The organism is Bradyrhizobium sp. CSS354 (genome assembly GCF_029051725.1).
GTDB lineage: Bacteria > Pseudomonadota > Alphaproteobacteria > Rhizobiales > Xanthobacteraceae > Bradyrhizobium.
This window is the reverse complement of record NZ_JAACFU010000014.1, coordinates 114,699-128,682: the sequence shown is the minus strand read 5'-3', so window position 1 is coordinate 128,682 and position 13,984 is coordinate 114,699. Positions and strand designations below refer to the sequence as shown.

Genomic DNA, 13,984 nt, shown 5'->3' with positions numbered 1-13,984 from the left:
AAGCGCGTCTTCGCGCAGATGTCCCGGGCATCCACGGACTGTGGTGCCGCGAGCAAGAACGTGGATGGCCGGGACAAGCCCGGCCATGACGGAGTGCGGAGGTGGGGCCGTCGCGTTCGGTCGATAGCCGCCTTCGTCCTCATCCTCACCACCGTCGGCTTCGTCGCCTGGGTTTACTCCCTCGGTCCGCTGCCTTTCGACGAAGCCCGCCAGGTTTCCACCACCATCGTCGATCGCAACGGCAAGCTGCTGCGCGCCTATGCGATGGCGGACGGGCGCTGGCGGCTGCCGGTCGAGACCAAAACGAACGTCGATCCGACCTATCTGAAGCTGCTGCTCGCCTATGAGGACCAGCGCTTTTACGCACATGACGGCATCGACCCGCTGGCGCTGGGGCGCGCTGCGTTTCAGCTTGGGACGCGGGGCCACATCGTCTCGGGCGGCTCGACCATCTCGATGCAGCTCGCGCGGCTGATGGAGCCGCGGCGGCAGCGCTCGCTCTATGCAAAGCTGCGGCAAATGGTGCGAGCGATCGAGATCGAGCGCAGCTTGAGCAAGAGCGAGATCCTCGATCTCTATCTGGCGCTCGCGCCTTACGGCGGCAACCTCGAAGGCATTCGGGCCGCTTCGATCGCCTATCTCGGCAAGGAGCCGAAGCGATTGTCGCTGGCTGAAGCGGCGTTGCTGGTCGCGCTGCCGCAATCGCCGGAGACCCGCAGGCTCGATCGCCATCCCGATGCGGCGCGCAAGGCGCGTGACCGCGTACTCGACCGCATGGTCGAGGAGCAACAGATCAGCCTCGATGATGCGAAGCAGGCCAAGGCCGTTCCCGTGCCGAAACTGCGCAAGCCGATGCCGATCCTGGCGCCGCATGCCTCCGATGCGGCGCTTGCGACGGTCAAGGACGCGCCCGTCATCAAGCTGACGCTCGATGCCAACCTGCAAAAGGTGCTGGAGCCGCTGGCGCGCGACCGTGCCTTTGCGTTGGGGCCGAACATCTCGGTCGGCATCATCGTCGTCGACAATGAGAGCGGCGACGTGCTCGCCCGCGTCGGCTCGGCGGATTATTTCGACGAGCGCCGGGCAGGGCAGGTCGACATGACCCGCGCAGTCCGCTCGCCGGGCTCGACGCTGAAACCGTTCATCTACGGGCTCGCCTTCGAGGACGGTTTTGTTCATCCCGACAGTCTGATCGACGATCGGCCCGCGCGCTTCGGCTCCTACGCGCCGGAAAATTTCGACATGACGTTCCAGGGCACGGTGCCGGTGAAGAAGGCGCTGCAGCTGTCGCTGAACGTGCCCGCGATCGTGCTGCTGGACCGCGTCGGCGCAAGCCGGCTGGCCTCGCGGCTGCGCCAGGCCGGTGGCAATCTGGTGCTGCCCAAGGACGAAGCGCCGGGACTTGCCATGGGCCTTGGCGGCGTCGGCGTGACGCTGCAGGACCTCGCCCAGCTCTATGCTGGCTTCGCCCGGCTCGGCACCACCAGGCCACTGCGCGAGATCATGAACGACAGGGACGACCGCGAGCCGCTGCGGCTGCTCGATCAGGTCGCGGCCTGGCAAGTGGGTAATGTGCTGCTCGGCACCCCGCCGCCGGAGAACGCGGCTCACAACCGCATCGCTTTCAAGACCGGCACCTCCTATGGCTACCGCGACGCATGGTCGATGGGCTTCGACGGGCGCATGACCATCGGCGTCTGGGTCGGTCGGCCCGACGGTGCGCCGGTTCCGGGCCTGATTGGGCGCGTCGCCGCCGCGCCCATTCTGTTCGACGCCTTCGCCCGGACCGGAAAGACGCTCCTCCCGTTGCCGAAGCCGCCGAAAGGAACTCTCGTTGCCAGTAACGCCAAGCTGCCGTTGCCGTTGAGGCGGTTCCGCCCGGTCGGAGACCTAGTGCGAACCGGGGGCGAACAGGCCCTGCACATCCAGTTTCCGCTGAACGGCTCGCGGATCGATGTCGATCGCTCAGGTGGCGAAGGTGGCGCAGCCATGCCGGTCAAGGTCGCCGGCGGCGTTCTGCCCATGACCGTCATGGTTAACGGAACGGCGCAGGGCGAGATCGACGGACGGCGCCAGCGGCTGATCGATCCGCCAGGTCCGGGCTTTGCGCGGCTGACGGTCATCGATGCCACGGGCGCCGCGGACACAGTTGTCATTCGAATTCAGTGATCCTGCCGCAAGCGGTTGTGGCGATGGCGGTTTCAGCGTAAGCGGAACCGATGGCCGAGACCTACCCAGCACCCCGTTTTGGAGCTCCTCGCGAGCCGAAATCCCCGGTGAATCCGGGCAGCCGGTTCGTGTCCATGTTCGACATCGCCACGGCCAGCCACGTCCGCGCGGTCGCCTTCCTGCTGCTGTGCGCGCTGCTGTTATTCCTGCCGGGCTTCTTCACGATTCCGCCGGTTGACCGCGACGAGGCACGCTTTGCGCAGGCCACCAAGCAGATGGTCGAGAGTGGCGATTATGTCGATATCCGCTTCCAGGAGGACGTCCGCTACAAGAAGCCGGTCGGCATCTATTGGCTGCAATCGGCCGCGGTCGAGACGGCATCGGCGCTCGGTCTGCCGCGGGCCGAATTGCGGATCTGGGTTTACCGGCTGCCGTCGCTGATCGGCGCCATCGGTGCCGTGCTCATGACCTATTGGGCGGCGCTCGGCTTCGTCACGCGGCGCGCCGCGGTGCTTGCGGCACTTCTGATGTGTGCTTCCGTGCTGCTCGGGGTCGAGGCGCGGCTTGCGAAGACCGACGCGATGCTGCTGTTCTGCGTGACCGCTGCGATGGGCGCGATGGCGCGGGCGTATCTGTCGTGGCAGCGCGCCGAGGACGAGACGCGTCCGCCCTGGAGTTGGCCTGCGATCTTCTGGACGGCGCTCGCTGTCGGCATCCTGATCAAGGGCCCGCTGATCCTGATGTTCGCAGGTCTGACCATCGTCGCGCTCGCGATCCAGGACCGCGATGCCTCCTGGCTGTGGAAGCTGCGCCCGCTCTGGGGCCTGATGTGGATGCTGGTGCTGGTGCTGCCCTGGTTCGTCGCGATCTTCTGGCGCGCGGGCGATGCCTTCTTCGCCGATTCCGTCGGCGGCGACATGCTGAGCAAGTTGGGCGCGCAGGAATCCCACGGCGCGCCGCCCGGATTGTACCTGGCCCTGTTCTGGATCACGTTCTGGCCCGGCGCGCCGCTCGCGGCGATGGCGGCGCCCGCGGTCTGGCGCGCGCGGCGCGAGCCCGGCGCGCAGTTCCTGCTGGCCTGGCTGGTCCCGTCCTGGATCGTATTCGAGGTGGTGCTGACCAAGCTGCCGCACTACGTGCTGCCGCTGTACCCCGCGATCGCGATCCTCACCGCGGGCGCGCTCGAGCGGCGCGTGCTGTCGTGGTCCTGGTTGATGCGCGGCTCGGCCTGGTGGTTCGCGATCCCCGTTGGCGGCTCGATCATCGCGGTCGTCGGCGCGGTGATGCTGACGCGGCAGCCTGCTTTCGTCGCCTGGCCGTTCATCGCGGCCTCGCTGATCTTCGGCCTGTTCGCCTGGTGGCTTCACGACAACAACCACGCCGAGCGCTCGCTGCTCAACGCTCTGGTCGCAGCCCTGATGCTCGCGGTGACAGTCTATGGCATCGTGCTGCCGTCGCTGACGCCGCTGTTTCCGAGCATCGAGATCGCACGCGCACTTCGCAACGTCACCTGCGTCGGGCCGAAGGCTGCCGCGGCCGGCTATCACGAGCCGAGCCTCGTCTTCCTGACCGGCACGCAGACGCTGCTCACCGACGGTTCGGGCGCGGCGGATTTCCTGCGGCAGGGAAGCTGCCGTTTCGCGCTGATCGAGCAGCGTTCGGAGCGCGGCTTCGTGCAGCGCGCCGAGGCGATCGGGCTGCGCTACAAGGTTGGCACGCGCATCGACGGCTACAATTTCTCGCAAGGGCGTGCGATCTCGATCTCGATCTTCCGCTCGGAAGGCACCGAGTAGGATGTCGGCACCAACCGACATCGCGCCGCGCGCGAGCTATCCCGCGCAATTGCTCACGCTGTCGGGGCGCGCCCTGGCGCAGCTCGTGCGCTCGCCCTCGCATTCGCGCCGCGCCGAGGCCGCGCGAAAGCTGGCGCGGCATTCGCTGTGGCTCAGTGCGGCGGGTGCAGCCCTGGTCATCGCGCTGATGGTCGCGTTCGACCTGACCGAGATTCAGCTGATGCCGGCGCGTGGCACACCGGGCCTGTGGCCGATCCGCATCCTCACCGATTTCGGCAAGGACGAGTATGTGCTCTCGGTGCTCGGGGGCGTGCTGGTGGTGCTGGTGCTCGTTGCGGCGGGATTGCACGGCACAAGCCGCGCGTTGCTGCTCGGCCTCGGCACGCGGCTGCAGTTCATGTTTCTGTCTGTTGCCGTGCCCATATTCGTCGCTGAGATCCTGAAATATCTCATCGGTCGAGGACGTCCGTTCGTCGGCGGCAAGGCCAATCCGTTCAACTTTATCCCGTTCGAGGGGACGGGGGCTTATGCCAGCCTGCCGTCGGGTCATGCGGTGACGGCGTTCGCGCTCGCGTTTGCGGTCTCTGCGTTGTGGCCGCGCCTGCGCGTGTTCATGTTCACTTACGCGATCGTGATCCTGCTGACGCGACTGGTGCTGCTCGCGCATCACCCGAGTGACGTAGTGGCCGGCGCCCTGGTCGGCATGGTGGGCGCCATGGCGGTGCGCTACTGGTTCGCGGCCCGCAGGCTCGGCTTTGCCATCCGTGCCGACGGCACCATTGTGCCTCTTGCGGGGGCGGTCTCGGGCCGTCTCAAAAGGGTTGCCCACGGGGCATCCGCCCCATAAAAGCGGCTGCCTGCCGGGACCCTCGGTTCCCGAGCCAAGCCAATTCCAACCACGAGCTTTCGATTTGTCGTCGCCCCAGCCTTCGGTTTTCCAGCCCTCGGTTTCCATCGTCGTTCCCGTGCGCAACGAAGCCGACAACATCGTGCCGCTGATCGAGGAGATCGGCGCGGCGCTCGACGGCCGCTGGGCCTATGAGATCATCTACGTCAATGACGGTTCGACGGACGCGACCGGCGAACGGCTCGGCGCGGTCATGAAGCAGCGGGACAATCTGCGCCAGTTGCGCCATGCCAAATCAGGCGGCCAATCCGCGGCCGTGCGCAGCGGCGTGCGTGCCGCACGCGGCGCGATCGTGGCGACGCTCGACGGCGACGGCCAGAACAATCCGGCTTTCCTGCCGGACCTGATCGCCGCGGTCGAAAACGGAAGCAAGGTCGGACTTGCCGCAGGACAACGCGTCGGCCGCAAGGATACCGGCTTCAAGAAGTTCCAGTCGCGCGTCGCCAACGGCGTCCGCAACGCGATCCTGAAGGACGGTACGCGCGACACCGGCTGCGGCCTAAAGGCGTTCCGGCGCGAGGTGTTCCTGATGATGCCCTATTTCGACGGGCTGCATCGTTTCCTGCCGGCGCTGGTGCGCCGCGAGGGTTTTGAGATCGCCTATGTCGACGTGATCGACCGGCCGCGACATTCCGGCGTGTCCAATTACGGTTTCTTCGACCGGCTGTGGATCGGCATCATGGATCTCGTGGGCGTGTGGTGGCTGATCCGCCGCAAGAAGCCGACGCCCGATGTGACTGAGGTGAAGGCATGATCATCCAATACGGTCAGGCGCTGAGCAACTATTTCTACGACGTCTTCGTGGCCAAGTTCGACTTCTGGCTCGCGTTCGGCCTCGTCGCGCAGCTGTTCTTTACCGCGCGCTTCCTGGTGCAGTGGATCGCGAGCGAGCGTGCCGGCAACAGCGTGGTGCCGATGGCGTTCTGGTTCTGCTCCATGGGCGGCGGGCTGATGACGCTGGTCTACGGCGTCGTCAAGCGTGAGCCTGTCATCATCCTCGGCCAGTCGCTCGCGACCATCATCTATATCCGCAATATCATGCTGATCGTGAAGAACCGCGGCCGCGCCTCGAAGACGCTGGAGCGCTGATCCACGTTAGCGCGGCAGCGCCGACGCTGCGCCCGACGCGGGCAGGGCGGCGGTCTCCGTCTCGCGCCTGCGATGGGGCTCGCCGGCCGCGTCGAGCACGGGATAGGCGACCGAGCAGATATGCGAATGGATGCGGCGCAGGTCCCGCAGCACGTCGAGATGCAGCGACGTGGTTTCGATGGTCTCGGGCCGGCCCTCGCGCAGGCGATCGAGGTGGCGCTCGACGGCGGCAAGCTCGGTGTTGCGCAGCGCCGTCTTCTCCACCAGCAGCTTGCGCGCCTCGTTGGCGTCGCCCGACATGAAGACGCCGAAGGCGATGCGCAGCGAATCCATCGTGCGCTTGTGGAAGGCAGCGAGCTCCTCGGCGCCCTCGGGCGAGAACTGAAAGCGGCGCTTGATCTTCTTGGTCGCAAGCTCGCTCAGGCTCTTGTCGATGATGTCGCCGATATGTTCCAGATTGATGGCGAAGGAGATGATCTCCATGGCGCGCCGGCCCTCGCTCTCGTCGAGGCTGCCCCGCATGAGTTTCGTCACGTAGAGCTTGATGGCTTCGTCAAGGCCGTCGACGATGTTGTCCATCTTCGAGACCTGGTCGACCAGCGCGCGGTCGCCGCTCATCATCGCCGCCATCACCTTGCGCAGCATGATCTCGACGAGATCGCCCATGCGCAGGGTTTCGCGGCCGGCATCGGCCAGCGCCAGCGACGGCGATTCCAGCGCGGTCTCGTCGAGATAGCGCGGCCGTGCCGGATCGGCCTCCTGAACACGATCGGGCAGGAGCCGGGTCAACAGGCGCGACATGGTGTCGAGCAGGCCGATGAAGACCACGGCCGTGCCGACGTTGAAGGCGATATGAAACGCCGCCGTCATCCTGGCGAGATCCGGCTGCCAGGCGTGCATGTGCTCGGCGATCGGGCCCAGGAAGGGCAGGACCAGGGCGATCCCGATCACGCGGTTGACGAGATTGCCTACCGGCAGGCGATAGCTGGCGGGATCGTCACGCTTGGCGCCTTCGAATACGGGATTGATGGCGCTGCCGAGATTGGCGCCAAGCACCAGTGCGAGCGCGGCGTAAGGCGAGATGAACTGCGAATAGGCGAGTGACATGATCAGCAGCACGCTGGCGACGCTCGAATGCACCGCCCAGGTGACGAGCGCCGCAATCACGATGCACAGAACGGGATCGCCCGTGATGGAGGACATCACGAGGCGAACGCCCGGTGCGTTCTCGGCTGGCGCCAGCGTGTCGAGCAGGATGTGCAGCGACAGCAGCATCAGTCCGAGACCGATCAAGACACGGCCGACGTCCTTGATCCGCGAGCGCGGACCCGCGCGGAAGGCGACCAGTCCAAGCACGAAGAGGACCGGCGCAACGGCGGCGATGTTGAACGACAGCACCTGCACGATCAACGTCGTGCCGACATTGGCGCCGAGCATGATGGCAAGCGCGGTGACCAGGCTGAGCAGGCCCTCGGCTGCGAACGAACTCGTGAGTAGCGCGGTCGCCGTGCTGCTCTGGAGCAGCGCGGTCAGCCCGAGGCCGGCGGCAAACGCGTTGAAGCGGTTACCAAGCGCCTTGCCGAGCAGCCGTCGCAGGTCCGGGCCAAAGGCGCGCAGAATCCCGCTGTGGACCATGTGCAGGCCCCACAGCAACAGCGCCACGCCGCCCATCAGATCGAGCAGTACCAACGTTCCCATGCTCCGTGTCCGGATGAGAGTCGATTGGTGAGGCTAGCGCCAATTGCTTGAGGTTCAAACCATTTGTTGGCGCATCGGCGTTAACGTTTGCGGCAGCTGCACGTTCCCGCGGCGCGCGTTGGCGCGTCCGCCGGCGCGCGATTGCCGCGTCCCGAGGCGCGATGCCTTGTGAGCAGGCTCACATTGCTGCCTTGAGGGCAGCGAAGCCGCGATCAAGATCCGCCTTGAGATCGTCGGTGCTCTCGAGACCGATGTGCAGACGCAAGGTAGGCCCGCCCGGTGCCCACTTGGTCGCGGTGCGATAGGCGTCGCAATCGAAGGGAATCACCAGGCTCTCGAAGCCGCCCCAGGAGAAGCCCATGCCGAACAGCTTTAGCGTATCGAGCATGGTGTCGACCGCCTTCTGCGGCGCCGGCTTCAAGACGATGCTGAACAGGCCCGACGCGCCCGTGAAGTCGCGCCTCCAGATCGCATGGCCTGGATCGGTCTCGAGCGCCGGATGCAGCACACGCGCGACCTCGGGACGGCTCGCAAGCCAGCGCGCCATGTCGAGGCCGGAGCGATGATGGTGCGCCAGCCGCACCGACAGCGTACGCACGCCACGCAGCGCCAGGAAGACGTCATCGGGACCGGCGCAGACGCCGAGCAGGCGGATGCCTTCGGCGATCTGAGGCCAGGCCTTGGCATTGGCCGAGATGGTGCCGAACATGATGTCGGAATGGCCGCCGATATATTTGGTGGCGGCCTGCATGCTGATGTCGACGCCCTGTTCGAGCGAACGGTGATAGAGCGGCGTCGCCCAGGTGTTGTCGTCGATGACGAGCGCGCCGCGCGCATGCGCGACCTCGGCGATGGCGCGGATGTCGGGCATCTCGAACGACTGCGAGCCGGGCGCTTCGACCAGCACCGCGCCTGTGTTGGGCTTGAAAAGCTTGTCGATGCCGGCGCCGATCATCGGATCGAAGTAGGTGGTCTCGACGCCGTAGCGGGTGAGCATGCCGTTGCAGAAATTGCGCGAGGGCCGATAGACGTTATCGCAGACCAGGATGTGGTCGCCGGCCTTCAGCACCGAGAGCAGGGTGGTCGAGATCGCCGACAGACCCGACGGCACGATGCCGACGCCGGCGCATTGCGGCCCCTCCAGCGCGATCAGGGTGTCCTGGAACGCACGGGTCGTCGGCGTGCCGTGTCGGCCGTACTGGAACTCGCTGCGATGGGCGTGCAGGTCCTCGGCGGTCGGATAGAGCACGGTCGAGCCGTGGAAGACGGGCGGGTTGACGAACCCCTTCTGCGCCTTGGTGTCGCGGCCGGAGGTGACCAGCCGGGTTTCGGCGTGCTGCTCGGAGGGGTGTGAGGAATCCATGCGTCTGCTTTCAAAAGCGCGTTTCCAGTAGGCGCTGTGCGCCCGCGGGCTGGCCGAAAGGCCGCTGTCGTTAATAACAGAACACAGAAGAGTCCCGTCAACCCCTTGACCCGGCACGCCAGTCGTTCTGTTATCGCAGTGCTATTCAGTCGCCGCATGTTGAGGGGCCTGCCGCGACCTTCGATCCATCGCTTGACCGGACCATGCGCCACAGCCGTAACGGCGGGCGCTTTCGGCGGGGATTAAGGTAGGGCCTCCCGGGATCGGCGGGTGATCGGCAAGGTTTTCCAGCATGACTCTTGCAAGGCTGGTCTTGATACGGCTAGCCCCGGCAGAGACGATCGCAAAGACAACGTTCCTGACCTTGAGACGACTTTGAAAGGCCCAAAGCCCATGAAACGCGTAACTCTGGCTCTCACTCTCGCACTCGCCGCCGGCCTGACTGCCCAAGCCGCCGATGCGCAAACGCTCAAGACCGTCAAGGACCGGGGCATGCTGTCCTGCGGCGTCAGTCAGGGCCTGCCCGGCTTCTCCTCGCCGGACGACAAGGGCAACTGGACCGGGCTTGACGTCGACGTCTGCCGCGCGATCGCCGGGGCCATCTTCAACGATCCGACCAAGGTCAAATACGTGCCGCTCTCCGCCAAGGACCGCTTCACGGCGCTGCAATCCGGCGAAGTCGACGTGCTGTCGCGCAACACCACCTGGACCATCTCGCGCGATACGTCGCTTGGCGCCAACTTCACCGGCGTGACCTATTATGACGGGCAGGGCTTCATGGTGAAGAAGTCGCTCAAGGTGAACTCGGCGCTCGAGCTCAACAGCGCCTCGGTCTGTGTCCAGACCGGCACCACGACCGAGCAGAATCTCGCCGACTACTTCAAGGCCAACAACATGAAGTACGAGGTGATCGCGTTCGGCACCAACGACGAAACGGTCAAGGCCTACGAGGCCGGGCGCTGCGACGTCTTCACCACCGACCAGTCGGGGCTGTACGCCAACCGCCTGAAACTCGCCAATCCCGGCGATCACATGGTGCTCCCGGAAATCATCTCGAAGGAGCCGCTCGGACCAATGGTGCGCCACGGCGACGACCAGTGGTTCGACATCGTGAAATGGACGCTGTTTGCCCTGATCACCACCGAAGAACTGGGGGTGACCGCGAAGAACGTCGACGAGAAGACGAAACAGGAAAATCCGGAGCTGAAGCGCGTCCTCGGCACCGACGGCAATTTTGGTGAACAGCTCGGCCTGAGCAAGGACTGGGTGGTGCGCATCGTGAAGGCCGTCGGCAATTACGGCGAAGTGTTCGACCGCAACGTCGGCGCGGGCTCGCCGCTTGGTATCAGTCGGGGTCTCAACAATCTCTGGAACAAGGGCGGTCTCCAGTACGCGCCGCCGATCCGCTGACCCTGCCTGACCCGCGCTCGCGGCGATGAGCATCGAGGCTCGCAAACCCCCGCCCCAGATCGCGCTGAAGATCAGGCGCGTGCTGGGGGGCAAGACAGGCTGGAACGGCATCGCCGTCCAGTTTGCCTTCGCTGCGGTCCTGGGCTGGATTGCCTATGAAATCGTCTCCAACGCCCGCGCCAACCTCGAGAACCAGCACATTGCCGCCGGCTTCGGTTTCCTCGCGAACAACGCCGGTTTCGACGTCAATCAGACGCTGATCTCGTACACCGGCTCGGACACGTTCCTGCGCGTGTTCCTTGTCGGGCTCCTCAATACGCTCGTGGTCTCGGTGGTGGGCATCGTGTTTGCCACCGTGATCGGCTTTATCGTCGCACTGTGCCGGCTGTCTCCCAACTGGCTGCTCGCGCGCGTCGGCGAGATCTATGTCGAGATCATCCGCAACCTGCCGCTGCTGTTCCAGATCCTGTTCTGGTACCTGGCGGTGCTCGCGGCCTTGCCCAATCCACGACAGAGCATTTCGCTGCTCGGCATCGCCTTCGTCAGCAATCGCGGTCTCGTCATTCCCCGCCCGATCGGCGAGAGCGGCTTCGAGGCGTTTCTTGCCGTGCTGGCGCTCGGCATCGTGGCTTCGCTGGCGCTGCGCATCCATGCGCGCCAGGCGCTGTTCCAGCGGGGGCAGATGATCCGGATCTGGCCCTATGTGCTGGGCCTGTTGTTCGGACTGCCGCTCATCACCATGCTGGTAGCGGGTCTGCCCTTCAGCTTCGAGCTGCCGCAGCTCAAGGGCTTCAATTTCGCCGGCGGCTCGCGGATCATCCCGGAGTTTGTGGCGCTCACGTTAGCCTTGTCGACCTATACGGCTGCCTTTATCGCCGAGATCGTGCGCGCGGGCATCCTCTCCGTCCACAGCGGACAGATGGAGGCGGGATCGTCGCTGGGACTGAGCCGCGGCACTACGCTCCGCCTGGTCGTCGTGCCACAGGCGATGCGCGTGATCGTTCCGCCGCTGACCAACCAGTACCTCAATCTCACCAAGAATTCGTCGCTGGCCGTCGCGATCGGCTATCCTGACCTCGTCTCCGTGTTCGCCGGCACGTCGCTGAGCCAGACCGGGCAGGCCATCGAGATCATCGCCATGACGATGGGCGTCTATCTCCTGATCTCGCTGATCACCAGCGCCGTCATGAGCGTCTACGGTTGGCGCGTCAGCCGGAGTCTCGGCGCATGAGCGATATCACCTCGTCCAGCTTCGTTCGCCAGGATCTTCTCGGTGAGCGTCCCGCGCCGGTGAAGACCACGGGCTTCATCGGCCTGATGCGGACGCGCCTGTTCAACTCGCCGACCAACATCCTGCTCACGATCGTCGGCGCCTTGCTGCTATGGTTCACCATCATCCCTTCCCTCAGATTCCTGATGATCGATGCAGTCTGGACCGGCAAGGATCGCACGGCCTGCCTCGCCGAGAACGCCGGCTTTGCGGTCGGCGCCTGCTGGCCCTACATCCAGGCCAAGCTGCCGCAACTGATCTACGGCTTCTACCCCGAAGCCGAACGCTGGCGGGTCAACCTCACGCTCGTCCTGTCAGTGGTCCTGTTGGTGCCGTTGCTCATTCCGCGACTGCCGTCGAAAGGATTGAATGCAGGCCTGTTCTTCTTTGCGTTTCCGGTGGTCGCATTCTTTCTGCTCCACGGCGGCGGCATCAAGGGATTTGGCCTGAGCTGGACCGCTGACCTGCTGCAATTGTTCGACGACAGCATCATCGGCGCCGGGCAGGCTCTTCTCAGTCTCGGCAAGACGTCCTCAGCCGCACCGTTGTTGTGGGTCGTCGGCAATGTCATCGTGCTCGTGGGGACCGCGATCTACTGGCTGATCTTTCCGTTGACCTGGCTGCGAGATCAGCTGCAGGGGACAGGCCAGTCGGTCTGGGCCGATTTCGCCATCACCACCGCGATCGTCTCGCTGATCGCCTTCGTTCTCGGCGGTGGCCTCCGCACCGGGGGGCGGGCCCTGACATCCAGCATCGCCACCTTTGTCGCCATCGCAACCGTGATCAAGCTGATGGGGCTCGATCACGGCGGACTGCCGATCGTGCAGACGAACCTGTGGGGCGGACTTCTGGTGACACTGGTGGTCTCCGTCACCGGCATCGTCACCTCGCTGCCGATCGGCATTGCGCTGGCGCTTGGCCGCCGCTCGACCATTCCGCTGATCCGGATCTTCTCGATCGCCTTCATCGAGTTCTGGCGCGGCGTGCCGCTGATCACCGTGCTGTTCTTCGCCACCTACATGCTGCCGCTGTTTCTGCCGGGCAATTTCACAGTCGACGGGTTGGTGCGTGCGCTGATTGGAATTTCGCTGTTTACGGGCGCCTATCAGGCCGAGAACGTCCGCGGCGGGCTGGCTGCGATCCCGCGCGGGCAGGGCGAGGCGGCCGCGGCATTGGGGCTGTCCTGGTGGAAGACGACCTCGCTGATCGTGCTGCCGCAGGCGCTGCGCCACGTCATTCCGAATCTCGTCAACAGCTTCATCTCGCTGTTCAAGGACACTTCGCTGGTCTCGATCGTGGCGCTGTTCGATCTCCTGGGCTCACTGCGGGCGTCGTTCTCGGATCCGAAATGGTCGTCGCCGTCGACCGCGTTCACCGGGTTCGCCTTCGCCGGGATCATCTACTTCATCTTCTGCTTTGGAATGTCGCGCTACTCGCTCTTCGTCGAGCATCGCCTCAACGCTCACCGGCGCAACTGATCGAGGTCACCATGTCCGACCCCATCGTCAAGATTTCCGGCCTGAACAAATGGTACGGCGAGTTTCACGTGCTGCGCGACATCGACCTTGCGGTCGAGAAGGGCGAGCGCATCGTGATCTGCGGCCCATCCGGCTCGGGCAAGTCGACGCTGATCCGCTGTATCAACGCGCTCGAAGAGTTTCAGGAAGGCGAGATCGTCGTTGACGGCATCGAGCTCGGGCCGAACCTGAAGCACGTCGATGCGGTGCGGCGCGAAGTCGGCATGGTGTTCCAGAGTTTCAACCTGTTTCCCCACCTGTCCGTGCTGGACAATTGCACGCTGGCGCCAATCTGGGTGCGCAACATCCCCAAGAAGGACGCCGAGGCCGCGGCGATGAAGTTTCTGGAGCGGGTCAAGATTCCGCACCAGGCCAACAAGTTTCCGGGACAGATGTCCGGCGGTCAGCAGCAGCGCGTCGCGATCGCCCGCGCGCTGACGATGAACCCGAAGGTGATGCTGTTCGACGAGCCGACCTCGGCGCTTGACCCCGAAATGGTCAAGGAGGTGCTGGACACGATGGTCGACCTCGCCGAGGAGGGCATGACCATGCTGGTGGTCACCCACGAGATGGGCTTTGCCCGCGAGGTCGCCAACCGCGTCGTGTTCATGGACGCGGGCCAGATCATCGAAGCCAATACGCCCAAAGAGTTCTTCGCGGCCCCGCAGCACGCTCGCACAAAACTGTTTCTCAGCCAGATCCTGCGCTGAGCGCCTGCAATCCGGGTGACGTCGCTGGTCTAACCGCCCCGCCAGCTTGGCACCATGC

Annotated in this window: 11 protein-coding genes; 9 read left to right on the top strand and 2 right to left on the bottom strand. The window is 65.0% G+C overall.

From position 1 onward, the window contains the following. The first annotated feature begins 18 nt into the window (after nt 1–18). The 5 genes from pbpC to GWG67_RS28285 all read left to right on the top strand — a co-directional run bounded on the left by pbpC (nt 19) and on the right by GWG67_RS28285 (nt 5,958). The gene (gene pbpC / locus GWG67_RS28305; protein ID WP_275172623.1) at nt 19–2,169 is read left to right on the top strand and encodes a penicillin-binding protein 1C; all 2,151 of its coding nucleotides are present in this window, start codon (nt 19–21) and stop codon (nt 2,167–2,169) included. 50 nt (nt 2,170–2,219) lie between these two features. Next, nucleotides 2,220–3,962 (top strand): glycosyltransferase family 39 protein, encoded by a 1,743-nt coding sequence (locus GWG67_RS28300; RefSeq protein ID WP_275172622.1) that lies wholly within the window; start codon nt 2,220–2,222, stop codon nt 3,960–3,962. 1 nt (nt 3,963) lies between these two features. Continuing rightward, a complete protein-coding gene (locus tag GWG67_RS28295) occupies nt 3,964–4,809 on the top strand; it encodes a phosphatase PAP2 family protein (protein ID WP_275172621.1) in 846 nt (281 codons plus the stop codon). A 64-nt stretch (nt 4,810–4,873) separates the two neighbouring features. Then, a complete protein-coding gene (locus tag GWG67_RS28290; RefSeq protein ID WP_275172620.1) occupies nt 4,874–5,623 on the top strand; it encodes a glycosyltransferase family 2 protein in 750 nt (249 codons plus the stop codon). After that, nucleotides 5,620–5,958, top strand: a complete 339-nt coding sequence (locus GWG67_RS28285) for a lipid-A-disaccharide synthase N-terminal domain-containing protein (RefSeq protein ID WP_275172619.1) — start codon at nt 5,620–5,622, stop codon at nt 5,956–5,958. Before GWG67_RS28290 ends, GWG67_RS28285 begins: the two co-directional genes overlap by 4 nt. A 6-nt stretch (nt 5,959–5,964) precedes the next feature. Here GWG67_RS28285 and GWG67_RS28280 read toward each other — a convergent pair whose 3' ends face one another. Further along, nucleotides 5,965–7,656, bottom strand: a complete 1,692-nt coding sequence (locus GWG67_RS28280; protein WP_275172618.1) for a Na/Pi cotransporter family protein — start codon at nt 7,654–7,656, stop codon at nt 5,965–5,967. A gap of 178 nt (nt 7,657–7,834) precedes the next feature. Then, nucleotides 7,835–9,019, bottom strand: coding sequence for a cystathionine beta-lyase (gene metC / locus GWG67_RS28275; protein WP_275172617.1), 1,185 nt, complete (start codon nt 9,017–9,019; stop codon nt 7,835–7,837). Nucleotides 9,020–9,412: 393 nt separating this feature from the next. On the opposite strand from metC, the gene GWG67_RS28270 reads away from it, so the two are divergent. From GWG67_RS28270 to GWG67_RS28255, 4 genes are read left to right on the top strand one after another with little or no spacing between them, the layout of a single operon-like run. After that, entirely contained in the window at nt 9,413–10,429 is a 1,017-nt protein-coding gene (locus tag GWG67_RS28270) for an amino acid ABC transporter substrate-binding protein (protein ID WP_275172616.1), read from the top strand. Nucleotides 10,430–10,454: 25 nt separating this feature from the next. Continuing rightward, on the top strand, nt 10,455–11,660 hold the full coding sequence (locus GWG67_RS28265) for an amino acid ABC transporter permease (protein WP_275172615.1): 1,206 nt from the start codon (nt 10,455–10,457) through the stop codon (nt 11,658–11,660). Next, entirely contained in the window at nt 11,657–13,177 is a 1,521-nt protein-coding gene (locus tag GWG67_RS28260) for an amino acid ABC transporter permease (protein ID WP_275172614.1), read from the top strand. The genes GWG67_RS28265 and GWG67_RS28260 overlap by 4 nt, the downstream gene beginning before the upstream one ends. Nucleotides 13,178–13,188: 11 nt before the next feature. After that, the gene (locus GWG67_RS28255; RefSeq protein WP_247286117.1) at nt 13,189–13,926 is read left to right on the top strand and encodes an amino acid ABC transporter ATP-binding protein; all 738 of its coding nucleotides are present in this window, start codon (nt 13,189–13,191) and stop codon (nt 13,924–13,926) included. Nucleotides 13,927–13,984: the final 58 nt, after the last annotated feature.

What these genes read in the sequence shown, in the direction of transcription:
- pbpC (WP_275172623.1), top strand. Translation starts at nt 19, where the DNA reads ATGTCCCGGGCATCCACGGACTGTGGTGCCGCGAGCAAGAACGTGGAT.
- GWG67_RS28300 (WP_275172622.1), top strand. Translation starts at nt 2,220, where the DNA reads ATGGCCGAGACCTACCCAGCACCCCGTTTTGGAGCTCCTCGCGAGCCG.
- GWG67_RS28295 (WP_275172621.1), top strand. Translation starts at nt 3,964, where the DNA reads ATGTCGGCACCAACCGACATCGCGCCGCGCGCGAGCTATCCCGCGCAA.
- GWG67_RS28285 (WP_275172619.1), top strand. Translation starts at nt 5,620, where the DNA reads ATGATCATCCAATACGGTCAGGCGCTGAGCAACTATTTCTACGACGTC.
- GWG67_RS28280 (WP_275172618.1), bottom strand. Translation starts at nt 7,656, where the DNA reads ATGGGAACGTTGGTACTGCTCGATCTGATGGGCGGCGTGGCGCTGTTG.
- metC (WP_275172617.1), bottom strand. Translation starts at nt 9,019, where the DNA reads ATGGATTCCTCACACCCCTCCGAGCAGCACGCCGAAACCCGGCTGGTC.
- GWG67_RS28270 (WP_275172616.1), top strand. Translation starts at nt 9,413, where the DNA reads ATGAAACGCGTAACTCTGGCTCTCACTCTCGCACTCGCCGCCGGCCTG.
- GWG67_RS28265 (WP_275172615.1), top strand. Translation starts at nt 10,455, where the DNA reads ATGAGCATCGAGGCTCGCAAACCCCCGCCCCAGATCGCGCTGAAGATC.
- GWG67_RS28260 (WP_275172614.1), top strand. Translation starts at nt 11,657, where the DNA reads ATGAGCGATATCACCTCGTCCAGCTTCGTTCGCCAGGATCTTCTCGGT.
- GWG67_RS28255 (WP_247286117.1), top strand. Translation starts at nt 13,189, where the DNA reads ATGTCCGACCCCATCGTCAAGATTTCCGGCCTGAACAAATGGTACGGC.